Here is a 24,632-nt window from a genome sequence, read left to right on the forward strand (position 1 = left end):
GAAAGTATGAGCGAGTACCTTCATTCGATCGAGGAGGATTTTCAGTGTTTCCGAAAGGGATTCATAATCTGCAAAACCGACTCATTATAAGCAAAGCGAGAGAAATGGGCATCGCCTGTGAGCCACTTCTTGAGGGATGCGAAGATTTTCTGAAGCTGTCTGTAGGAGACAAGCAGATCATCATTAACAAAACCAGATCTCATCGTCTGCCGTTAATTGCTGGTTTGCTCGCGAAGAACAAGCAGGCATGCAATAGGTTGCTGCATGAACAGGGCATGCCTGTACCAACATTTATCGTGATCCCGGAGATGGGGAGCGAAGCAGCAGATTTTCTGAAAAGACATGGTTCTATTGTGGTGAAACCGCTGGATGCAAGCAGTAGCATGGGAGTGACGTTGGATGTGCGTACCGAAGATGAAATGGAGGCAGCTATTCGTCTTGCGGGTGTCCATGGCAGTAGCATTATGTTGCAGCAATATGTGACTGGAATCGATTACAGAGTGCTGATTATTAACGGTGAAGTGGCGGCTGTGAATGAGTATCGACCTGTCTATGTCGAGGGAGATGGAAATTCAACCGTTCGGACGTTAATCGAGCAGTTGAATCAGGATCGAATCGAGATGACGCACATTGGCGAGTATGAAGCTTTTCCCCAGGTTGATGCAGAAGCTGAACGTCTGCTGGAGGTATTACGAGCACAAGGGACAACACTGGATGAAGTACCTGCCGCCAGAAAAGAAATCGAGCTATACGATCTTCGTAACTCAGCCGCCGGAAAGATCAGTGAATTCTATAAGGATTGTACCGAAATCATTCATCCCGAGAATGCCCGAATGATCATTCAGGCGGCAAAGACTCTTCAGATTGATGTCGCTGGAGTCGATGTTCGTTGTCGTGATATCCGCACGCCGATCTCCAGAGACCAGGGAGGCATCCTGGAAGTGAACGCCTTGCCGGATATGACACACCACGTCTTTCCCCATGGTGGAACAACCCGTGATGTAGTTCGGCTATACCTGGAATACCTTTGTCAGGAGCAACTCGAATATAAGACGTATAACAACGGATAAAAGATGTAGAACAAGAATCACAGGCAGCAGGTTCAGCCTGAATCGATTATAAGGAGCGTTAGAAGGCTATGTCAGTAGAGGTGCAGACGGAATATCTGAAGATGCAAAATGAGAAGGAATCCAATGCAAGATCGTACCCCAGACATTTCCCGCTTGTCATTAGCAAGGCCCATGGGGTGAAGATTACCGATACGGAAGGCCGCGTATTCTACGACTGCCTGGCTGGTGCAGGAACATTGGCGCTGGGACATAACCATGACACGGTGGTCAACGCCATTCGCGATGTTCTGGATCAGCAGATTCCGCTACATACACTGGATTTGGCAACGCCGCTGAAGCTTTCATATATGCAAGAACTATTCTCCATCCTTCCGGAAGAGATGAGAGATAAGGCCAAGATTCAGTTCTGTGGTCCAACCGGAGCGGATGCCGTAGAAGCAGCCATTAAGCTGGTCAAACATGCTACAGGTGGCAAGTCCATTCTTGCCTTTCAAGGTGGATATCACGGTTCAACACAAGCGACGATGTCGATGAGTGGCAATCTGAGCAAGAAACAGCATCTGCAAAGCCTGCTGCCGGATGTGCATTTCCTGCCGTTTCCTTATGAATACCGTTGCCCATTTGGTGTTGGTGAAGGCATGACGGCCCAATTAAGCGCACAGTATATTGAGAATTTGCTCGATGATTGCGAGAGCGGTATTGCGGCACCCTGCGGGGTCATTGTGGAGACGGTGCAGGGAGAGGGCGGGGCAATTCCGGCAGACATTGAATGGCTGAGGGAGTTGCGCCGAATTACGGCAGAGCGAAATATTCCGCTCATCATTGACGAAGTGCAGACCGGGATCGGACGCACAGGGCGAATGTTTTCATTTGAACATGCCGGAATCATTCCAGATGTAATCATCTGTTCCAAAGCGGTTGGCGGAAGTCTGCCGATGTCTGTTGTCATCTACAAAGAAGAGCTGGACCAATGGCAGCCTGGTGCACACACAGGTACGTTTCGTGGCAATCAGCTAGCCATGGCTGCGGGGCTTGCCACACTTCGCTATATCCGGGAACAGGATATTCTACACAACGTGCAACTGCGTGGTGAGCAGTTCATGAATCAACTGAATGCATTGAAAGAGCGGTATGCAGAGATTGGTGATGTTCGAGGCAGAGGGCTGATGATTGGCGTTGAAGTGGTTGATCCAACAGGACGCAAGGATCGTCTGGGACATTATCTGCCTAACGGTATGCTGGCTGAGTCAATTCAACGTGAATGTTTCAAGAATGGCTTGATTGTGGAATTGGGTGGGCGTCATTCCGCTGTTGTTCGTTTTCTGCCGCCGCTGAATATTACGGAACAAGAATCGGGTGCGATCCTCGCGATCTTTGAGAAATCGGTAGCTGAAGCGATTGCCTTAGCAACGGCCGCATGCTGAAGCTTTCTCTGATGAAGAGGCATGCAGTATTACTCGCGATTCTGATCGGTGCTTTTTCGCTGGTGCTGACCAACAGTGCATTTAACCTGCTGCTTCCTTATTTTGTGCAATACTATCAGATCTCTACGACAGCAGGCGGATGGATCATCGCCTTGTACATGCTCGCCATGACGTTAACGATGCCGCTGGCTTCCCTGATCGTGGACCGACTGGGCCGTAAACAGACGTATATGTTGGGAATCACCATCTATGGAGTGTTCTCGGTGGCAGGTGCGTTGTTTTATCACTCCATCGAAGTACTGTTGCTGGTCCGTTTCATGCATGGGGTTGCCGCCGGGCTGATGATTCCGTTATCGCTTGTGCTGCTGTTTGATGTGTACGGACCGGAGGTAAGAGGACGAATTACGGGTGCTTGGGGCTTGCTGCTTATGCTGGCTCCAGCTGCTGGTCCAACGCTGGGTGGCTTCATCATTCAGTATGGAAGGCTTGAAATGCTGTTCTGGCTCAATGTGCCGCTGGCTGTGTTCTCGTTGATCGGGTGCGGTCGAGTCATTCAAACCTATATCCCTGCCCGCAGGAAAAAATGGCATCCATTCAGTGTCATGCTGCTAATCTGTGCGGTAGGTGCCCTTAGTCTGGGGGTACAGTTGTACGCAAGTCCTGTCGTGGCAGTATGGGTACCTTGGCTGCTGATTGCGCTGGGTGTAGTGTTACTCATTCGTTTTGTCCAGACAGAGAACGGTCGCAAGGAACCGCTGATCCGGTACCAGTTGCTGCGGCGTAATGCCGTCTTTCCGCTGACCGTGCTGATCTCGACCATTCAGGATTGTGTCATGTTTGGTGTGATCTTTGCCTTGCCGTTGTTGTTCCAGGATGTCTTCCACCTGTCACCAGCCATGTCCGGTGCGCTGTTCATTCCCTTGTCGATCTGTACAAGTCTGTTCATGTGGATTGGCGGCAGCTTGCTGGATCGCGGTCGGTCCAGGCATTTTATCGCATGGGGCACGCTACTGGTGTCGATATCGATCCTTTCTTTTGCTGTTCTGCCCATGGGAGCATCAATCTGGATCATCGGTATGCTCATGGCGTGTCGGGGAATTGGCGTTGGCCTGTCAGGCATGAGTATCTCTGCTATCGGTCTGCAAGCCTTACCGGACGAAGACATGCACGAAGGGTCCGTGTTATCGACGACGATTGAGCGGCTGGCTTCTTCGTTTGCGGTGATGGGCATGACGCTGTATTACGATATGCGTTGGCAATGGCTTGCCGGGGGAGGAACGTCCATGGAGATGGCCAAATGGGGAGCGCTCAAAGAGATCTGTATCGGACTTGGCTGCGCCATACTGCTTACACTTCCCCTGGTCTTACTTATAACCCGAAAGAAGGTTGGCATCATTGTTCGAGATGGAAAACAAGCTCCGGTCTGAGGCGGAGCAGCAGGCCCATGAACATTCGTGCAAGCTGCTGCTGAACTGTTACATCCGTGAGCTTGCGTTAGAGAAGGAAAGCGATATTCGGATCAATTCGAATACGCTGACGTACGCTGTTGCTTTTCAAGCCAGCGGGGTGACGGTGACGGGACAGCTGGCCTATTACTCTGCCATGGGGGAGCATGAATACCTCAGTATGCAATCCGGTGGGAAAACAGTGCATTATCGCGACCTGGTTCGCTGGATCACATGTGAGCTAAGTGGAGATGGGGCACAGGGAGCGAGTTCAGATCCACATGGAACGCTGAAGAGTGCGATGAAAATGAAGAGCTCACTTGAGGTAGATATTGCACTTCCAATGGGTGAGAATACGAATCGCGTAGAGCTGGCATATGCCAGAGATTTTGCACAAAAGATAGATAACAGTGTGGGTAACCTTACATTGTACATCGAACAAGCAGCCGGTCTCGACATCCACGACTATCGGACATCGGAACAGTCCCTGTTGTATGGTCACCCGTTCCATCCGTTTCCGAAGAACTCCAAAGGCTTCAGCGAGCAGGATGTACAGAAGTACAGTCCGGAACTGAGGACATCGTTTCAACTCTGTTATATCGCCGTGAGGCAGGATGTCTATGTGCAGGAATGGGTGGATGACGAGGCGGTAATGGACTTGCATGATCTCCTGCGGAACCATGTGGAGCAGATTTTAAAAGAAAAGAGTGGAATGTATGGGCTTCTGCCCGTCCATCCATGGCAATACGCGTACATATCACAGCTGTCCGAAGTACAGCACTATATTCGAGATGAAAGATTAATTTTGCTTGGCAGTGCGGGGCCAATCGTATATCCAACTTCTTCGGTCCGTACAGTTTATATTCCGGCATGGAACTGCAATATCAAGCTGTCCCTTAACATGCAGATCACCAACATGATTCGTACCAACAGTGCCGAGCAGATGCGCAGAACACTGGATGCCTCCAAATACGTCAGGCAGCATGACTGCTTCGGTGCTGAACCGAACACCCATATTGCGTATGAGACAGGTGTAGCGACATGTGCCTTTGATGATGAAGAGTTAACCAGTCTATTTACGATAGCTTATCGGCCCATTGAGTTCGACCCTGCGAACACGTATGTCTTATCCAGTCTGGTTGAGGCACCGCTTCCTGGGATGCGGTCGCGACTGATGACGATGCTGGGTGGTGGACGTGACATAGCTGAGCGCTGGCTGGATCGTTATGTGGCATGTTCGCTGCTACCGATTGTAAGGGCGGCGGGTGAGAAAGGCATTCATTTTGAAGCTCATTTGCAGAATACCCTTGTGACCTTGGAGGACGGGTTGCCTGTTGATTTTATCGTCCGCGATCTGGAAGGGGTCAGTGTGGATGAGGAACTTATAAGTGAGCAGGAACGTACTGCGTCCGATTTACTATTTTATTCGCGAGAGAAAGCTTGGGCGCGGACATCGTACTATTTTATCGTCAATCATCTGGGGTCTCTGATTCATGCCATGGCGCGAGATGTGAACGTCCCGGAGGAGCATTTCTGGAAGCAGGTACGTGAGGTACTTGTAGATGAACTGGAACGAACGGGCAATGAATATGTACGACATCTGCTGACGACGGATGCATTTCTTGCCAAACAAAATTTGGTGAGTTGTCTAAGAGGGATCAGCCAGACCCCGGCTTACGTGCCGGTGAGCAATGTAATGAAACGAATAGGGAGTGAAGTGTGTGGGAGTCGTGGGATACAGGGCTGAAGCAGGCGGCAGGACAGAAGCAGTCTACGTGGGTGTACAGGAACGGATCATGCGGCAGACGCTGGAGGCGATGTGGTTCGAGGGCATTCTGGACAGTCATGTGAGTGGAAGCGAATGGCGAACTAGCGGCCTTACATCTTCCGGCGATTCTGTGGCGTACACGTGTGAAGCCGAGCGGAAGTTTTCATTTGGCCGGGTGAAGGTGAAGAAGGGTTCGATTCAAAGGGAAGGCGTACCTTGCACCGATCTGGATCTGTTTTTGGAGGAAATTGTGCTAAACGCTTTGAAGGGTGCGAATGTGACGGCTTTTATCCAGGAACTGCTCGAAACGATGGCAAAGGACAGTCAGTGCCGGGCCATATTACCCTTGAACATTCCGAGTGAGGATCGGCATTATGATGCGCTCGAAAGTCACATGACCGACGGTCATCTGTACCACCCGAGCTATAAGTCGAGGTTGGGATTTTCTTTGAAAGACAATCTCGCTTATGGTCCTGAGTTTAACACGGAGGTTGCATTAGTCTGGGTTGCTGTGAGAAAAGAATTGGCTCAGACCGCTGTATCCACGGGGTATACCTCGGAAGAATTGGTGGGGCAGCATCTGACCGCAGAGGATATGCAGCGATTTCAACAGATCCTGGAGTGCGATGGGAAAGAAGGTGCAGTCACTGGTGAGCGATATGTGTTCATTCCTGTTCATCCATGGCAGTGGGAGCACCAGTTGGAGACGGTATATGCCCGTCAACTGATGGATGGGGATATCGTATATCTTGGTCCATCGTCTTCGGCCTATCGTGCACAGCAATCGATCCGTTCGCTCTCGAACCGGGTGAACCCGGAATCTCCTTACATCAAACTGGCTCTCAGCATCACCAACACGTCGAGCACACGCATTCTGGCACAGCATACGACCCAGAACGCGCCGCTGATTAGCGACTGGCTGGATGAACTTGTTCGTGAAGATGAGCTGTTGCAACAGGTGCAGTTTGGCATTTTAAAAGAAATCATGGGACTGTCGTTCCGTTATGAGCAGTTACCTGCAACCCAGTATGGACGTGCCTACGGTACACTCGGTGCCATCTGGCGGGAGAATGTCTCGGTTCATCTGAAGGAAGGCGAGACCGCATGGCCGCTGAATGCGCTGATGTTGGTGCAACCGGATGGTGTTCCGTTTATCCAGGATGCTGTAGAACGACATGGGGTGGAAAAGTGGAGCGAGGCCCTTGTTCGCACAGTTACCCTGCCGATTATTCATTTGCTCTATGCACACGGGATTGCGCTGGAATCTCATGCTCAGAATATCATTTTGGTACTGGAAGATGATCTGCCGAAACGAATCCTTATCAAGGATCTGCATGATGGTGTTCGCTATGTACCGGATCAACTGTTGCACCCGGAACGGGCACCGAAGCTGAACCCCGAGCCGGAAACCCACCGCAAGTTCAATCGATATTCCTTCATCTATGCCGGAGATGTGTCGGAAGTCCGTGACTATACGTATGATGCGTTCTTTTTTATCTGCATGACGGATATTGCGTTAGCGCTTGAGAAGTTTGGGTTGTCAGAGGAAGCGTTCTGGCAGCTGTGCGCAGGTGTAATTGTGGATTATCAGAAGCAGCACCCGGAATACGCAGAGCGGTTCATTGCATTTGACCTTTTTGCCGAAGATGCACTGATCGAAGAGATGACCAAGCGTCGTCTGTATGGGGATGGGGAGTTATATTTCCGCAAGGCGAGCAACCCGCTTAAGATATCAAAGGATGTACTTGAATCAAAGAGAACACACGAATTAAAGGGAATCGTCGAATGAAAATGAACACGCTGAAGGAAAAGATTGCACGCAAACAGCCAGTCTATGGCCTTTTTGTATCCATACCACACCCGGTCATCATCGAGATGATCGGCCATGCGGAATATGATTTTGTCATTATTGATCTGGAACATGCCGCAACATCGATGGAATCGGTGGAAGAGTTGGTTCGGGCGGCGGAACTGGTCGGCCTAACCCCGTTGGTTCGGATTTCGAAAGTGGAGCGAGCGGAGATTCTTAAAGTGCTGGACTGTGGCGCACAAGGCATCGTCATACCGCATGTGGAGCAACTGGAGCAGGTGGAAGAAGCGGTTCGTCACGCCTACTATCACCCGGTTGGTATGCGGAGCTTGAATAGCGGTCGTCCCGGTGTATTCGGTAAATATCCGCTCACGGGATACATTGGGGAAGCCAACCAACAAGTGATGGTTGTACCCATGATCGAAAGTGCGGAGGGCGTGCAGCAAAGTGCACAGATTCTGTCTCACCCTCAGGTGAGCTTTGTATTGGAAGGGGCGGCGGATCTGTCGCAATCCCTCGGCGTACCATGGCAGACAGAGCACCCGGATGTGAGACGTGCACTGGATGAATTGCATGCTACCGCGCAGCAGTGCGAAGTACCTTATGCTACGGTCACGAGAGGCGTGGAAGACATGTCGCTCTGGGCTGAGCGGGGAGTACATATATACGTGCTGGGTGATGATCGGAATACGGCGTTTCGGGCGTATGCTCAAAAACGGAATGACTACAGGAATGCGGGTGGGCAGATATGAAACCTAGTGTATGGCAGGCGATTGATGAACTACAACGCGGATTGGAAGACCCGGTATGTGCGTATGTCTACGATCTGGCCGGCATTCAGGAACAGGTAGGTCAGATGCTGGGCAGCATGCCCGGAAACACAGAATTGTTCTACGCCATTAAGGCGAATCCAGATCCGCGAATCATTGAGGCGTTGCTACCATTGGTGAAGGGCTTTGAAGTGGCTTCAATTGGAGAGCTGCTCAAGGTTAGAGCGGTAAGCCGCGAGGTTCCAATTCTGTTTGGAGGTCCGGGTAAAAAGGAGAGCGAACTGCGGCTGGCGATTGAGCATGGCGTGAGCTACATCCATGTGGAGAGTCTGCTGGAGCTGCGGCGCATCATTGCAATTGCGAAAGAGCGAGCGATGGGACAAGAGCCGAAACACAAGCAACAACAGAAGCAAGCGCAGGAAGTGCGCATTCTTCTCCGGGTCAATCTGCGAAGCAGTACGTTACCCCGGACGAAGATTGTCATGGGCGGTGGGCCGAGTCCTTTTGGCATCGATGAAAAAGCAGTGGAAGAAGCCGTCGAACTCATTCGTGTGGAAGGCGCGGATGTGGTTCGGTTAAGCGGGTTCCACTTTCACTCCTTATCCAACAATATGGACGCCAGGCTGCATGCTGAGATGATCGAACTGTATTTGCAAAAGGTGGAGCAGTGGCAGCAGCAGTATGATCTTCCTGTGGAGGTGGTGAATGCAGGAGGTGGATTCGGTGTTACGTATGATGTCAGCCCCGGATTCGACTGGCCCTTGTTCACTTCCCTGCTGGAGCAAAGTAAAGCCAGACAACGTCTTGTTTCACGCGGAGGCCAGCTGTATTTTGAATCGGGTCGACTGCTGGTAGCAGACCACGGGTATTATGCCGCAGAGGTTACGGATATCAAAACCTCTCATGATCAGTATTTTGCTGTGTTAAGGGGAGGTACGCACCACAATCGTCTACCTGCTTCATGGGGACATAACCATCCGTTTCAGATTATGGCGACGGATCGTTGGAAGCACTCGTTTGTCCGTCCAGAGGTAAGAGATCGTCGTGTTCATGTTGTAGGTGAGTTATGCACACCAAAAGATCGCATGCATTCCGATGCGGAGATAGCGCTGCTACGGGTAGGAGACATTGTTGTATTTGAAAAGTCTGGAGCTTATTGTTGGACCATCTCGCATCATGATTTTCTGGGGCATCCGCACCCGGCATTCCATTATCTAACGGAGGACAATGATCATGTCAACACTGATGAAGCGTTCCAGTCTGCAAGCCGCTGAACGCCGGATTATGGCGGATCTGATGAATTCATTCTTGTCGGAGCAATTGCTTCCAATGGAAGGTTATTCGTTCATTAATTTTGCCGCGGCACCTGCACCGTTCCGTCGATTGTATAAGGAATATGACAGCGAAGAGCACAATCAGACTGTAGCTTGTCGCTATAGATTGCACACTCAAGGTGTACTTTGTCTGGTTGAGACAGGAGTAAGACAGGGGACTCAATGGGTTCAGGGTTCACCGATCTATGAGGAGAAAGCAGATGGAAGCTGGGTTCTCCTTGATTTTCCGGTAGAGGTTGGACGTGCCGTGTTACAGAAGGCTTTGTCGGGTGAGGCTTATACGCAGCCTGGAGTCGCGGAATTCCTGGCTAGTCTGAACATTGCTGTGGAGCAGTTTGCTCTGGGTTGGGAACAAGTCCAGTATCTGTCGGGCAACGTCCCGGCGTCTGCATATGAATGGTTTATCAAGGGTGAGCGCGTTGCGGCATTGCGGGATCGTCCATTTCACCCATCGTCCAAAGCCAAGGTGGGATTCAACGCAGAAGATGTAACACGCTATGCAGCGGAATTCGGGAAGGCGATTTCGCTGCGCTGGGTGGCTATACGGTTGGATGCCGTGCAGCAAGGTTGTGAAGATGGACTTTCCATTTTGGACGTGTTAGACGATGTTCAGCGCGGAGTGGTGGAAGCCGAGTTTGCCCGTAAAGGAATCACGTTGGAACAATATCTGCCGTTGCCTGTACATCCGTGGCAATTGCAGCATGTGATTCTGCCCCGTTTCACTGGGGAGATCGAAGAAGGCAGCATTGTCGTATTGGACGTAGAAGTGGGCGACGTACAGGCCACATCCTCTCTGCGCTCGATGGCTCCATCAACCGAATCTAATCTGATGCTCAAGCTACCGGTTAGTGTGCTGTCACTGGGGGCTGCTCGCTATCTTCCGGTGGTCAAGCTGCTGAATGGTCTTGTTGGAGAACGGATGCTACGACAGGCCGTTGCTTGTGACGAGACGTTGAAGGACAATGTGTATATGTGTGAAGAGCAGAACTGGTGGGGCTTCATGCCAGAATCCATGGGACTGTTCGATGACTATCCCCGCCATCTGGCTGCACAGATTCGTGTGTATCCTGCTGAATTGCTTAATGAAGCCTACAAAGTCATTCCAATGGCTGCACTGGGTGTGAATCTGGAAGGGCATCATCTATTAACGGACATTTTGGGGGATGATCTGAGCAGCGCGGGTGTTCTCGACTTTTATACCAGTATAGCTACGATATTCTATGATATCGTGATGCGTCTGTTCAAGGTGGGCGTTGTACCTGAGATTCATGGTCAGAACTGTTGTCTGGTGCTAAAGGATAATGAGGTAAAAGGTCTCTTGTTCCGTGATCATGATTCCGTGCGTCTGCATCAGCCTTATCTGGACAAGCGTGGCATTGCAGACCCTGCCTACCATATTCGACCGGGCTACTCAAACAGCCTGTATAACGAGACGATTGAGAAGCTGATTTTCTATGTGCAGTCGCTGGGGACGCAGGTGAACCTGGCTGCGATCATGGAGGCACTGAGCGAGGTGTATCACATCCCGGAAACGAAGTTATGGGAGATCACGGAGCAGGCTTGGAAGGAAGCGCTGCAACATGTGCAGCTTCCCGATTCCGATCGGGCTGCGCTCGCTCATGTGATATTCGAGAGCGAGGAGTGGCCCGTGAAATTAGTTGTCCGTCCGCTGCTTGAAGCGGATGGGGTACCTGGCGCGATGCCATCGGGCAAAGGCATAGGGTGGAACCCTTTTTACAAGGGATAGAGATGGAGTAGTGTTGGTGTAGGAGTGTAGAGAGAAGAAGTGGCGTGCTAAAGGATAGGACAGAGAAGGTGACTCGGTTGACGGGTCGCCTTTTTGGTTTGTTATCATTGAGAGTTGAAATGCTTGGAGGGATAAAACGTTCATCATTCTGGCTAAAAAATCTTATGAAATGGAGGTACAGGAAAGAGACTGATGGTATAATCGGGTTATGTGTTATAGTCATACTTGTGTATTACCGAAAAGGTTTTCGGAAAAAGCGACAGCTACTGTTGTAACCGTAATCATAATTTACTTGAAGAAAGTGAGAATCTACCATGAATCAGAAGAGGCTTTTTAATGATGGATGGCAATTTGCGAAAAGCAAGCTGGATGTTACGGAACCTGCGGGTCTGGTATTTGAACCTGTGGAGCTTCCCCATGATTGGCTGATATATAATACGCTTGAACTGTATGAAGACAGCATTGGATGGTACCGCAAGACGTTCCATTACACGAAGGATGAGCAGCAGCTTTTGCTTTGTTTTGATGGCGTATACATGGATTCTTCGGTGTATGTGAACGGGCAGCTGGTTGGGGAGTGGAAGTATGGCTATTCTGCTTTTGAACATGAGATCACGAATGCACTGGTGGAAGGCGAGAATGAAATTCTGGTCAAAGTGGTGCATCAGAGCCCGAACAGCAGATGGTATTCCGGTGCCGGAATCTATCGCCATGTGTGGCTGAAGACGAGAGACCGCAACCATATTGTTACGGATGGAACGTATGTATCTATCAAGCAGCAGGCGGATGGCTGGCAGGTGGAATTGGATACGGAGCTGAACCTGGAACAGAATCAGCAGGCAGAACTGGTGCATACGATCTTGTATGAAGGTCAAGTGGTGGCATCCAGCCAAGCGAATGTTACGGCTTCGGTGGGTGAAAATGCAGTTGTATCAGATAGCCAACAGATCAGTGTGGAGAATCCAAACTTGTGGAGCCCAGACGCACCACATCTGTATGAACTGGTGACGGAGCTGCGATTGACCTCGGATGATCAGGAAGATCGGACAGTTGAATCGATGTCACAACGCATTGGATTCCGGGATATCAAACTGGATGCCAATGAAGGGTTCCACCTGAACGGAGTCAAGATGAAGCTGAACGGTGTGTGTGAACACCACGATCTCGGGGCGCTGGGAGCAGCTTTTAACCTGACGGCATTGCGTAGAAGATTCGTTCTACTTAAAGAGATGGGTGTTAACGCCATTCGCACCGCACATAATATGCCTGCCAAAGAGTTCATGGAACTTGCGGATGAGATGGGTATGCTGGTTGTATCTGAAGCCTTTGATATGTGGGAACGTGCCAAAACGCCGTACGACTATGCGAGATTTTTCCCAGAGTGGGTGCATACGGATGTGAAGAGTTGGGTGAAGCGCGACCGTAACCATGCCAGCCTGATCATGTGGAGTATCGGGAACGAAATTTACGATACCCATGCGGATGAGCGTGGACAGGAAGTTACTCGGATGCTGATGGATTATGTGTTGGAATATGATCCGAAAGGCAATGCAGGAGTGACGATTGGTTCCAACTACATGCCTTGGGAAAATGCACAAAAATGCGCGGACATCGTGAAGCTGGCAGGCTACAACTACGCGGAAAAATATTACGACAAACATCATGAAGAGCATCCGGACTGGATCATCTATGGTAGTGAGACGTCTTCTGTAGTACAGAGTCGTGGCATCTATCACTTCCCGTTCGAACAGCCGATTCTGGCAGATGATGATGAGCAGTGCTCGGCTTTGGGTAACAGTACGACGAGTTGGGGCGCGAAGTCGGCAGAATACTGCATTTTGGCAGAGCGGGATACACCGTATTCGCTGGGGCAGTTCCTGTGGACCGGGTTCGATTATATTGGAGAACCGACACCGTACCATACGAAGAATTCGTATTTTGGACAGCTGGATACAGCAACGTTCCCGAAAGACTCCTATTATATCTACCAAGCGGCATGGACGGATTATAAGAAAAGTCCGATGGTTCACCTGTTCCCTTATTGGGATTTCAGCCCGGGTCAGATCATTGATGTACGCGTGTGCAGCAACGCGCCGAAGATTGAGCTGCAACTCAACGGTAAAACCATTGGCACGTACGATATCGATCATGCCAATGGAACACAGCTGTCTGGCTGGTGGAAAGTGCCCTACGAAGAGGGCGAGCTGAAAGCGATCGCTTATGATGAGAACGGTCAGATCATTGCAACCGATGTGCAAAGATCCTATACGGATGCGAAGAAGATTCGTCTGCAAGCGGATCGGGAGCAACTACAAGCGAATGGTACAGACCTCATTTTTGTAGAAATTGATGTGGAAGATGAAGCAGGTAATCCGGTGCACAATGCAAACAACCGCGTGCAAGTTCAGGTGACTGGTGCAGGTCGATTACTGGGTCTGGATAACGGGGATAGCACGGACTATGATCCTTACAAAGGGTTGAGCAGAAGACTGTTCAGCGGCAAACTGATGGCGATCATCGGAGCGACAAATGAATCTGGAACTGTACGGATTGAAGTTTCTTCCGAAGGGTTGGAAGGGGCTACGGCTGAGTTCGAATCGCGGGTTGTGGATGGGGAACTTGACGGTGAAAAACAAGTGCAACCTGTCTTCATGAACAATGAAGAACGTCCGGTGCTGACGGGGAATGCTCAGGAGATCCCTTTGCGGAAAATCGAGATCATCAGTAGTGCAGGACAGTTGCTCGATCCGTCCAACCCGGAGCTGGTTGTAACCGCCAAGCTGTATCCGGAGAACACCTCCTACCGTGATATCGAGTGGGCCGTTGTGAACGATGCGGGGATCGAGTCCAACATTGCCAAAGTGGAAGCTGTTCAAGCAGAAACGGGGGGCAATGGTGAGCATCAACATGCGGTGAAGGTATCCGCTATTGGTGACGGGGAGTTCCGCCTACGCGCAACCAGTACTAACGGTACGGATAAAACGAAACTGATTTCTCAGCTGGAATTCAAGGCAGACGGTCTTGGCACAGCGTACAAAGATCCATACGGCTTCATCACGGGCGGACTGTACGATTACACCAAAGGTGAGGTTGGTAACGGCAACGAACGCGGGGTAGCGACAAGTCGCGACGGAGAGACGCATGTAGGCTTCCGCAATATTGACTTCGGACCATACGGCTCCGATACGATTACGGTTCCTATTTTCACGTTATCCAGTGAGGAGTACTTCATTCAGATCTGGGAAGGTATGCCAGATGAAGAAGGAAGTACGATGATCGCAGATGTGGTGTATGACAAAGAGTCCATCTGGAATGTATATCAGGAAGAGACATATCACCTATCCAAACGCCTTAGTGGGATCACGTCGATCTGCTTTGTACTGAAACAGAAGATTCATATTAAAGGCTTCTCCTTCGAACGCCAGAGTCGGGCCTTTGAACAGAATGCGGCTGCATCCTGTGATCATCTCTATGGAGATACGTTCAAAATCGAGGGTGACCGTGTTGAAGGCATCGGGAACAATGTATCGCTGGAGTTTGAAAATATGGAATTTACGGCAGAAGGCACGTCGAAGCTCGTGATCTACGGTCATTCACCAATTGATAAAAATACGATTCATATTCGCTTCGCAGGTGCGGACGGACAGAGCAACCAGCTGGTTGAGTTCACCCAGTCAGGTGGATTTGAGGAGCGGGTGTTTGAGCTTGAGCAGGTGACAGGTGAGCAGAAAGTAAGCTTTATCTTCCTGCCAGGCAGTCAGTTTGACTTCGGCTGGTTCCGATTCGAGAAATAAAGAAGTCTCACTAATGGAGAGAGGGATGCAAGGGTCCTTTTCAACCTCAACGTGTTAATGGAGCAGCTACAGATGCGATGTTAATCCATCATATGTTAATCCATGTAGACCAAAAAACCTGTAAAGCCGAGGCTTTGCAGGTTTTTTGTGATCATATAAAGCTGAAAAATCACGGGATTAACTGTGCAAAGCATTGGACAGCTCAATCAGGTTTCCGTCAGGATCACGTATATACACCGAACGAATGGGACCCAGTGCACCGGTACGTTCCACCGGACCTTCTTCGATCTTCGTATGATGTTGTGAGAGATGGAGAATCACTTCTTCCAAGGGTGTGCTGACCAGAAAACAAAGATCTGCCGAACCCGGCGTAGGGGTATGAGCTTTCGGTTCAAACTCTTTTCCGAGTTCATGCAAATTGATTTTTTGCTGTCCAAACTGTAATGCTTTTCGGCCTTGGCCAAATTCGACTACCTTCATGCCTAATACGTTGGTATAAAATGAAATGGTTGCTTCCAGATTCTCTACGGTTAACACGAGATGATCAAGTCGTTCTATTTGCATGCATAAGCCTCCTTCGAATTGGATCAATTGTTCCTGTAGAATGAGGGGTGTATATAGTAGTATGTCATTTTTATTATACCTTAGAGCTCAGTTAGATCGACATCGTATGAGAAGAAGGTAGACTAAAAACATGCACGAATATGCAAAATATCTGGCTATCAAATGTTCCTTGTCTACTGAATCTTTAACAAGAAAATGAATCCTCCGTTTGATTCCAATCGACTTCTTCACTTGTTAAAATTTAGGTATAACTACTACGGTTAGGTTGGCGGTGAAGATAGGATGCAACGTATTCAGGTACATCCCGATGTGTTGGACGAGAAAGCTCGATTGGTCCAGCAAAAGAAATTAGAACTCGATCGAATCGTTAGAGAGCTGGAGAAATCCATCTATATGTTGCAATCCGAATGGTCGGGTGTGACAGGAGAGCGTTTCTTCTGGGATTTTATGCAGGTGAAAGAAGTGTTCCCGACTACACTCGGGCTGTTGGACAAAATCCAAAATGAGTTTACGTTTATCGCCAGAAACTTCAGAACAACGGACGGCTCAGGCGAGGTTGCGCTGTACATTCCAGAAGAACTAAAGCGAAATTTCGCTGTAGGGCTGCTCGATAAATCAATAGGAGAAACAATAACGGGAATGGGCCAGACGGCAGAAGCTCTCTTCGATAACCCGTTCAGTACATTAAGCAGTGTGGCATATGCCATGACAGTGGGCAAAGTTGTAGACGTTGGTCGTGGAATTCAGTTTGCATGGGATACTGCCTGGGGTACTGGAACGGCGAGGTCTGATATAGAGCAATTTGTAGAAGAGCAGAAGAAACAGATCGATGAGAGTGGTGCAGGGTATTACGGTGGAGCGATGACAGGACAGGCCCTGGCGTATGTTTTGTTTGGCAAAGCTTTTCGTTCGAAGGACGACATTGGATCGGGGAGAGGTAAGCCGGAGTCACATAAGGGAAAAGGTGGGACAGGTAATATAGATATGACTGAGCCTACCCTACCCAAGGGAAGTAAACCAACTGGAAATTATGGAGTAGGTGATTCCCGCGGGATAAAGAAACAAAATGAAACTGCAGACTTCTTAGCTGAACAAGGTTATGAAATCAAAATGTTAGACGAAATAAACGGCGGAAATGGCTATGGAATCAAGGCAACTTCGAATCCTGACTTTTTAATTCACGGTAAGGTTTTTGACTGTTACTCGCCTAAGGAAGATGCAAACGTAGATAATATTCTTCGAAACATAGCAACGAAAACTAAAACGCAAGCGGAAAGAATCGTTGTTAACCTGGATGAATTTCCTACTGAAAAAGTTAGTGAACTTAGTCAAGGAATTATCAGAAAAGCAAATCCAACCGGAGATTTGAAAAATCTGAAAGAGATTTTATTCGTTAAGGACGGTAACATAACACGGGTGTTTGGGGAGGATTAATAGATGGACTATGAATTATTTTTACAAAGTAAGCTCGATCATAATTCTTTGGGGGCACTGATCGAGCGATATGTCACTGAATTGGTTAATGAGAAAGCTTCTCTCCAAAAAAATGAAGATGAAATAGTGATTGGCTGTAGATTTTTTACGTTGTTTCTTGAAATTGAGGATATTTCTGATATCACTTTTGTTCAACAGCATTACACCTTAGATGTGAATGTATGCATTAGAACTCAATTGTTTGGCAGTACTTTTTCTGAAGGTATAGAGCATATTTTCAGAATTATTAGTAAGCTTATAAAACATACTGAGGGTAATCTTTTATTCCTAGAAGATGGTTCTACTCAACTACTTAGAATGGAGAATAGTCTGCTGACGGTCAATAATCAGTTGGATGAATATCAAACTAAATATCTAACTTCAAGCCTTCTTCTTCTAATTGACCATCCTTATATTGAAAAGGAGCTATCAAGCTAAAAAAGCAGCAGGTAAATGAAATAATGATACTACTTAAAGGCACTTCTACCATACAAATGTAGAGGTGCTTCTTACTATAAAATCCTAGGAGAACAGCTCGCCATGATACTTAAAAAACGACTTTTAATAATCGGATGTTGCATTGGATTTGTGATCTTACTTGTTCCAACTTATAGCCTCTATAAAGAGAAAAGAATGTATGAACAGTACCTAACGATGAATGTCCGTCAAGATCTCGTTGATCTGAAGAGTGCGATTATCAATAATGATAGTTTATTTAACCGAATACTGGAGAATGACAAAATAACAAACGAGATGGTTGAGGATGGAGAACAAGCTAGCCAGCTCTATTACAACTTTACAAATATGACGCAGATTATAGATAAGTATAACTTGATGAATCTAAATTTCAGTGAAGAAGCCAATTGGCTGGTAAAACCCGCAACTTTATTCACAAACGATCTAGGTCTAGATGATGTAATGCCACCTACGCTTTACCGTATGCGAATGACGTTCGAGAGGCTGGATATAACCAGTTATCCTGTAACAGCTGAACTTAAAGCCAGAATCGGGGAGTACCAGCAGTTAAATCATCAATGGCTGAACATTGTTGGGGACTTTGAATCCAAGGAAATTAACGAGAATGATTGGCCCCAAATCTTGAATGATCTGGAGCAAGAGACCCGAAATTATTTTCAAGAGAATAATGTAGATTTCGTGGATGATGACGTTTGGAGAGATGCTTTAAATCCAAGGTACGAATGATGAAATATTCGCATAGCTGACCGGATCGAATGGGCGGAAGTCAGTTAATCGTTTCATCAGCGTTATACGGCGGCAAAACAGTCATCTTGCCTAAATACAAAGTGCACTAACACGCAAATATCTGGATATCAAATGTTCCTTGTCTACTGAATCTTTAACAAGAAAATGAATCCTCCGTTTGATTCCAATCGACTTCTTCACTTGTTAAAATTTAGGTATAACTACTATGGTCAGGTTGGCGGTGAAGATAGGATGCAACGTATTCAGGTACATCCCGATGTGCTGGACGAGAAAGCTCGATTGGTCCAGCAAAAGAAATTAGAACTCGATCAAATCGTTAGAGAACTGGAGAAATCCATCTATATGTTGCAATCCGAATGGTCGGGTGTGACAGGAGAGCGTTTCTTCTGGGATTTTATGCAGGTGAAAGAAGTGTTCCCAACTACACTCGGGCTGTTGGACAAAATCCAGAATGAGTTTACGTTTATCGCGAGGAACTTTAGAACAACGGACGGCTCAGGCGAGGTTGCACTGTATATTCCAGAGGAACTAAAGCGAAATTTCGCTGTAGGGCTGCTCGATAAATCAGTAGGAGAAACAATAACGGGAATGGGCCAGACGGCAGAAGCTTTTTTCGACAACCCGTTCAGTACATTAAATAGTGTGGCATATGCCATGACAGTGGGCAAAGTTGTAGATGTTGGGCGTGGTATTCAGTTTGCATGGGATACCGCTTGGGGTACAGGAACAGCGAGGTCAGATATAGAGCAATTTGTAGAAGAGCAGAAGAAACAGATCGATGAGAGTGGAGCAGGATACTACGGTGGAGCGATGACAGGACAGGCCCTGGCGTATGTTTTGTTTGGCAAAGCTTTTCGTTCGAAGGACGACATTGGATCGGGTGCGGCTAAGTCTGAGTCGGGGAAAGGAAATGAAAAGACAAGTAGAACTCATTATTTAGAATCAGTTAATAAGTTTGAGGATCAAATTCGAAATAAACCCCTGGAACACGGGCAATTCTTTGATAAGAATGGTAATTTAATTGGGGAAACTGTTGTTGGTACTGAAAAGTCTATAAATATAAGTAACCATAAAGATACAGCTAAAGATACGGTGTTTACTCATAACCATCCAACTAACGGTCCTTTCAGTCTTGAAGATATAGCCACTGCAATAGATTTTAACATGGCTGAGATAAGAGCTGTTTCACCAAATGGTACTAATTTGAGTATGAAACGAGGGGCAGAAGGTTGGAAAGAAAATGCAGAAGACATAGGGTTTATATTCGCTAATATTCAAAAAGAGCTAAGAAGTGATCTGAAAGCACAAGAATATTTCAAAACTGGTAATAAAGATGCAGTGTGGGATATGCTATTCGACAGAGTTGCCAAAAAAATAGGTGGGGAATATACAAAACATTAAAAGGTAGGTTAAACAATGAATAAAGATTTTCTTTACACTAAGCCCTATGTTCCGGGGATAATAGACGATACACCAGTGGACCTCGAATCGTGGTTTCTAGATGATTCAAGAGAGAGGATGGAAGAGAAATTAAGAAATATTCCTCTGAATGACCTTATCATTGAGTTAATTAATATATTTAAAGACGGAGATCCGAATTATCAAGTTCTCTTAGGGTTATTAGGAGAAAAAGTGGTTAAGGAGGCTAGAGAAGACAGTATTGTCTATTGTCTAGGTGATATTTTACGTTCTGACGACGATATAAAGAGAATTGAGATTGAAATTGATGATGAGGGTCTGAATATAAAGAAAATGAACATTTTTGTTATTCCAGCCGAGCTTTTGGTACTTCAAAAGGAGATAACTAGCCTTTGTGCTGATATTCAAACTCAAAAAACAAGCGATTACTTATCAATCTCTATTAAAGATAAGATGATCACCTTATTTTCAATTTAAGAGAGTAGATTGTCATACTAATTTATAATCCTAATTGATACAGTGAAAAGATGATATGAGTTGCACACATCTATGCACGATTTAAAGTCATATTATTAAGCACTTCTACCAAACCAAAAGTAGAGGTGCTTTTTCCTATGAAATCAAAACAACTAATGAAATCTTCCACCAATTGGTCGATAATATAGAAGAAACAATTTTTAGCTCATCATATACATAGAGAACGATCCACAACCATCCTACACCCACACGAGGTACATTCATGAAACAAGGCATATATGAACAGCTTATTAACACCATCACCAGACATGAGATTTCGGCGCTGGACCCGGATGTGTATAACATTGGAACTGAGAAGCTGGATGCAGAGGAAGCACGTAAACTACTGTCTACATATTTGGCGGCTGTGACCCGACGAGCGCTCAAGATTGTACGGGAACAGACGGAAGATAAGACGGCAGTGTTGGCACAGATCCGAACGTGTAATGAGATTATTGCTACGCTGAAAGGCACGCTTGGGGAAGAAGAATATAACGACTTGCAACTGGATGAGCAGGGGGAAGTGTTGACCCATGTGTATTCCAAGTTGAACAGCATTCGTGCGGTCCGGGATACCAAAATCGTTCGTCCAGATACGCCTATCGCCCAAAGCTCTTTGTTCACAGGTGCCAAGTCTGAGCCGAGTATGTTATTGGAGCTGCAAAAGGAGATCGTGACCGCCGATCGGATCGATTGGCTGGTATCGTTTATCAAATTCAGCGGGCTTCGCCTACTTCTGGAACAGCTTCAACAATTCACGGCGAGCGGTGGCAAGCTGCGTATCATCACAACTACATACATGGAAGCAACCGACCTGAAGGCCATCACTGAACTTAGCAAATTACCTAACACAGAGATCCAGATTTCGTATGATACCAAAGTGACTCGGCTGCACGCCAAAACGTACATTTTTCACCGCGATACTGGATTCACCACCGCTTATGTCGGCTCTTCCAACCTGTCCAACCCGGCACTGACCAGTGGTATGGAGTGGAACCTCAAGGTGACGGAGAAAGATTCACTCGATGTGCTGTGCAAGATTGAAGCGACCTTCGAGAGTTACTGGAATGACCGTGAATTTACGCGATATGTAGCTGAAGATGAGGGACATGAGGCACAGTTGAAGGCGGCTCTGAATCGTAAAAAAGATCAGTCCAACCACTTTCACCTCGACATCCAGCCTTACGATTATCAAAAAGAAGTGCTGGAACAGCTGCACGCCGAGCGTACGCTGTATGGACGAAACCGCAATCTGATCGTCGCCGCCACAGGCGTTGGCAAGACGGTCATCTCTGCCTTCGACTACAAGCGATTCCGTGCGAGCCATGCGGGAGCAAAGCTTCTTTTTGTCGCCCATCGGGAAGAAATTTTGAAGCAAAGTCGGGACACGTTCCGGTATATCCTGAAGGATATGAATTTTGGCGAGCTGCATGTCGGGAATCACCGAGCGGAGGCGCTGGATCACCTGTTTGTTAGCATTCAGAGTCTTAACTCCATGAAGATGACGGAAATCACCAGCCCAGACTATTACGATTACATCATTGTGGATGAATTCCATCATGCGGCTGCTCCTTCATACCAGAAGCTGTTGTCCCATTACGAACCGAAGATTTTGCTGGGACTCACAGCCACGCCGGAACGGATGGATGGCAAAGACATTACCGCCTACTTCGATCATACGATTGCTGCCGAGATCCGTCTAACCGATGCAATTGACCGGAAGCTACTGAGTCCTTTTCAATATTTTGGCGTCACCGATACTGTCGATCTATCTCAGGTGAAGTGGTCGCGTAAAGGCTATGATCTGAACGAACTGGAGAAGCTCTATACCCATAACAAAATCCGTGCCAACCAGATCATCCAAAGTCTGAACAAATACGTAACCGATCTGGACGATGTGAAGGGGCTTGGGTTCTGTGTTGGGGTGGATCATGCGATGTATATGGCAAAAATATTTAACGAAGCCGGCATTCCATCCATGGCCCTTCATGGCGGGTCGAATGAACAGGAGCGTCATTCTGCGAAGGGACAACTGGTGAACGGGGAACTGCGCATGATCTTTGTCGTTGATCTGTACAATGAGGGCGTGGATATCCCTGAGGTGAACACCATCCTGTTCCTGCGTCCTACCGAGAGTCTGACCGTATTCCTGCAACAGTTGGGACGTGGACTACGGATGGCGGAGGGCAAAGAGTGCCTGACTGTACTCGACTTCATCGGACAAGCGCATCAGGAGTACAGGTTCCAGGATAAATTCCGCGCCCTGATCGGCGCTACCAAACATTCCATCTCGTACTACGTCGAGAACGGCTTCTCGAACCTGCCACGCGGCACGTTCATTCAATTGGAAAAACAAGCGAAGGAATACATTATGCGCAACCTCAAGCAGATGAGTCGTAATCGCAGAGCATTGATCCAGAAGCTGCAAACGTTCCAGCAAGACACCGGATTGCCGCTGACGCTGGCTCATTTTGTGGAACATCACGGGATGACACTATATGAGTTCTATGGTGGACGTACGGGGAAAAGGTATTTTCGCGGCCTGTTGGCCGAAGCCGGACTGACAGAGCCAATCGAGGGCGAGCAGGAGGAATATATCCGCAGACTGCCGTCTGTGCTGACGATTAACTCCCGAAGCTGGCTGACGTTCCTGATCGACTTTATTGAAAAGGGCAAAGAACCGAACTCAGCCGATGAACAGCGCATGCTCACCATGTTCTATTACACCTTCCATCGGGCTGCGCCCGAGAAATTGGGAATGAGCAGTATCGAAGAGGGTGTGCAGCGTGTGCTGTCTTGTGAGGCATTCCGAGCAGAGCTTGTGGATATTTTCAAATATAATCTGGCTCATCTGCGATTTGTGGATAAAAGTAATTCGTTCCCGTACACTTGTCCACTGGATATCCACTGTATGTACTCGATCGACCAAGTGCTCACCGCCTTCGGTTACTGGAATGCCCAGCAATCACCCGCCTTTCGTGAAGGGGTGAAGTATTTTGCAGACGAACAGACCGATATCTTCTTCATTACATTGAACAAATCGGACAAAGATTTCTCACCATCTACGCTGTATGAGGATTATGCGATCAACGAGCGTTTATTCCACTGGCAGACACAGAGCCGGGTGTCAGAGCATACGGCTACCGCGCAACGGTACATCCATCATCGAGAGACGGGTAACCGAATCGTGCTGTTCGTACGAGAGTATAAGGAGGAGCATGGCTATACGTCTCCATTTGTCTTCTTGGGCGAAGCCGATTATGTAAATCATGAGGGGAATAAACCGATGAGCTTTGTATGGCGGTTAAGGGAAGAGATGCCCGCGAAGATGGTGGCGGTGGCGAATAAGTGTATTGTTTGAAAACTAGCGGTATTAGAATATGTATGGAGGCAAGGTCATGTGGGATAGAATTTTGGATGGACAATTTTTATCTAAATTAGGCGGAGTGGGCGGGATTGTTGCTATTCTTAGCTTTATGTGGACTTTTTTTAAGAAAAATCAGGTAATAACTTCGTTAACTTCATCCAAGATCGAAAGGTTAATTTCATCAAAAGAAAAGAGGACTTTGATAAAAATATCTAATTACATCTTTTATGTTATGATAGGCTCTATTTTTTCTGTTTTTCTGACAGTGTTATATTACAATCTTGGTGTTAATGAATATTTTACATTTTGTATTTCAATCATTGGAACAATTTTTTATTTTACTATCTTATATGTTAGCCTTACACAAAAAAGTATTTTCGATAAAAGGTTATCAAGGTCAAAGAATCTTACATTCACATTAATCGTACTTACGTTACAAACATTATGTTTTTTCTCCGTGCTCCCAAGTTTCTTAGCCAGTAATATAGCAGAAGGTAGTTTAGTGTTAACTATGGACAAACCAGAAGTGTTATTAATTAATTTAACACTGAGTTTAATTACGTTGTGTTTCTCAAGTTCCATGTTTGTACTATTAATAATAATGACATTCACACAACTCAGAGAAAAGTTTACTAGGTATGCTTATGAGTGTTTTTATGTTCTAGATCAGGAAGATCAGGAGATAAAATGGTTTATTTATCATCTCCTTGATAAGGATCATTTTTTACTTGGAAATTGTGAGTATATACATGATGCTACAATTTTCCGTACCGAAGAGCGTTCAAAATTACTCTCCGAGAAAATCCATTTACTGAAATTATTGAAAAATAAAGAGGGGGAAATAGAATACTATATATAGAGAAAAACTGATATATAGGTGATGGCAAATGTTCCATTAAAGCAGTGA

General features: G+C 47.2%; 17 protein-coding genes. 16 read left to right on the forward strand and 1 reads right to left on the reverse strand.

Annotation, left to right across the window (positions count from 1 at the left end; genetic code table 11):
• Positions 1–44: 44 nt before the first annotated feature.
• The 9 genes from NYE45_RS04810 (at position 45) to NYE45_RS04850 (ending at position 15,162) form a co-directional block, all read left to right on the forward strand.
• Complete coding sequence (locus tag NYE45_RS04810; protein ID WP_340015834.1) at positions 45–1,070, forward strand: hypothetical protein; 1,026 nt, start codon at positions 45–47, stop codon at positions 1,068–1,070.
• Between the two features lie 68 nt (positions 1,071–1,138).
• Positions 1,139–2,494 carry a diaminobutyrate--2-oxoglutarate transaminase gene (locus NYE45_RS04815; RefSeq protein ID WP_340015835.1) on the forward strand — a complete coding sequence of 452 codons (1,356 nt, stop codon included), beginning with the start codon at positions 1,139–1,141 and terminating at the stop codon, positions 2,492–2,494.
• Positions 2,488–3,921: an MFS transporter gene (locus NYE45_RS04820; protein ID WP_340015836.1), complete on the forward strand. Its 1,434-nt coding sequence runs from the start codon at positions 2,488–2,490 to the stop codon at positions 3,919–3,921. The genes NYE45_RS04815 and NYE45_RS04820 overlap by 7 nt, the downstream gene beginning before the upstream one ends.
• Positions 3,899–5,686, forward strand: coding sequence for an IucA/IucC family protein (locus tag NYE45_RS04825; RefSeq protein WP_340015837.1), 1,788 nt, complete (start codon positions 3,899–3,901; stop codon positions 5,684–5,686). The genes NYE45_RS04820 and NYE45_RS04825 overlap by 23 nt, the downstream gene beginning before the upstream one ends.
• On the forward strand, positions 5,661–7,496 hold the full coding sequence (locus NYE45_RS04830; protein WP_340015838.1) for an IucA/IucC family protein: 1,836 nt from the start codon (positions 5,661–5,663) through the stop codon (positions 7,494–7,496). The genes NYE45_RS04825 and NYE45_RS04830 overlap by 26 nt, the downstream gene beginning before the upstream one ends.
• On the forward strand, positions 7,493–8,269 hold the full coding sequence (locus tag NYE45_RS04835; RefSeq protein WP_340015839.1) for an aldolase/citrate lyase family protein: 777 nt from the start codon (positions 7,493–7,495) through the stop codon (positions 8,267–8,269). Before NYE45_RS04830 ends, NYE45_RS04835 begins: the two co-directional genes overlap by 4 nt.
• Positions 8,266–9,561, forward strand: coding sequence for a type III PLP-dependent enzyme (locus NYE45_RS04840; protein ID WP_340015840.1), 1,296 nt, complete (start codon positions 8,266–8,268; stop codon positions 9,559–9,561). The genes NYE45_RS04835 and NYE45_RS04840 overlap by 4 nt, the downstream gene beginning before the upstream one ends.
• On the forward strand, positions 9,521–11,368 hold the full coding sequence (locus NYE45_RS04845) for an IucA/IucC family protein (protein WP_340015841.1): 1,848 nt from the start codon (positions 9,521–9,523) through the stop codon (positions 11,366–11,368). Before NYE45_RS04840 ends, NYE45_RS04845 begins: the two co-directional genes overlap by 41 nt.
• A 314-nt stretch (positions 11,369–11,682) precedes the next feature.
• A complete protein-coding gene (locus tag NYE45_RS04850) occupies positions 11,683–15,162 on the forward strand; it encodes a glycoside hydrolase family 2 TIM barrel-domain containing protein (protein WP_340015842.1) in 3,480 nt (1,159 codons plus the stop codon).
• Positions 15,163–15,339: 177 nt separating this feature from the next.
• Here the strand turns inward: NYE45_RS04850 and NYE45_RS04855 are convergent, their stop codons facing one another.
• Positions 15,340–15,726 (reverse strand): VOC family protein, encoded by a 387-nt coding sequence (locus NYE45_RS04855; protein ID WP_340015843.1) that lies wholly within the window; start codon positions 15,724–15,726, stop codon positions 15,340–15,342.
• Positions 15,727–16,008: 282 nt separating this feature from the next.
• Between NYE45_RS04855 and NYE45_RS04860 the strand changes: the two genes are divergently transcribed.
• The 7 genes from NYE45_RS04860 to NYE45_RS04890 all read left to right on the forward strand — a co-directional run bounded on the left by NYE45_RS04860 (position 16,009) and on the right by NYE45_RS04890 (position 24,584).
• The gene (locus NYE45_RS04860; protein WP_340015844.1) at positions 16,009–17,160 is read left to right on the forward strand and encodes a WXG100 family type VII secretion target; all 1,152 of its coding nucleotides are present in this window, start codon (positions 16,009–16,011) and stop codon (positions 17,158–17,160) included.
• 3 nt (positions 17,161–17,163) lie between these two features.
• On the forward strand, positions 17,164–17,637 hold the full coding sequence (locus tag NYE45_RS04865; protein WP_340015845.1) for a hypothetical protein: 474 nt from the start codon (positions 17,164–17,166) through the stop codon (positions 17,635–17,637).
• Between the two features lie 102 nt (positions 17,638–17,739).
• Entirely contained in the window at positions 17,740–18,402 is a 663-nt protein-coding gene (locus NYE45_RS04870; protein ID WP_340015846.1) for a hypothetical protein, read from the forward strand.
• Positions 18,403–18,603: 201 nt separating this feature from the next.
• The gene (locus NYE45_RS04875) at positions 18,604–19,824 is read left to right on the forward strand and encodes a WXG100 family type VII secretion target (protein WP_340015847.1); all 1,221 of its coding nucleotides are present in this window, start codon (positions 18,604–18,606) and stop codon (positions 19,822–19,824) included.
• Positions 19,825–19,839: 15 nt separating this feature from the next.
• Entirely contained in the window at positions 19,840–20,319 is a 480-nt protein-coding gene (locus tag NYE45_RS04880) for a hypothetical protein (protein ID WP_340015848.1), read from the forward strand.
• Between the two features lie 262 nt (positions 20,320–20,581).
• Positions 20,582–23,719 (forward strand): DUF3427 domain-containing protein, encoded by a 3,138-nt coding sequence (locus NYE45_RS04885; RefSeq protein WP_340015849.1) that lies wholly within the window; start codon positions 20,582–20,584, stop codon positions 23,717–23,719.
• A 37-nt stretch (positions 23,720–23,756) separates the two neighbouring features.
• Positions 23,757–24,584, forward strand: a complete 828-nt coding sequence (locus tag NYE45_RS04890) for a hypothetical protein (RefSeq protein ID WP_340015850.1) — start codon at positions 23,757–23,759, stop codon at positions 24,582–24,584.
• The last annotated feature ends 48 nt before the right edge of the window (positions 24,585–24,632 follow it).

The sequence above is a fragment of the Paenibacillus sp. FSL K6-1318 genome (assembly GCF_037976905.1).
In the GTDB taxonomy this organism is placed as follows: Bacteria; Bacillota; Bacilli; order Paenibacillales; family Paenibacillaceae; genus Paenibacillus; species Paenibacillus amylolyticus_A.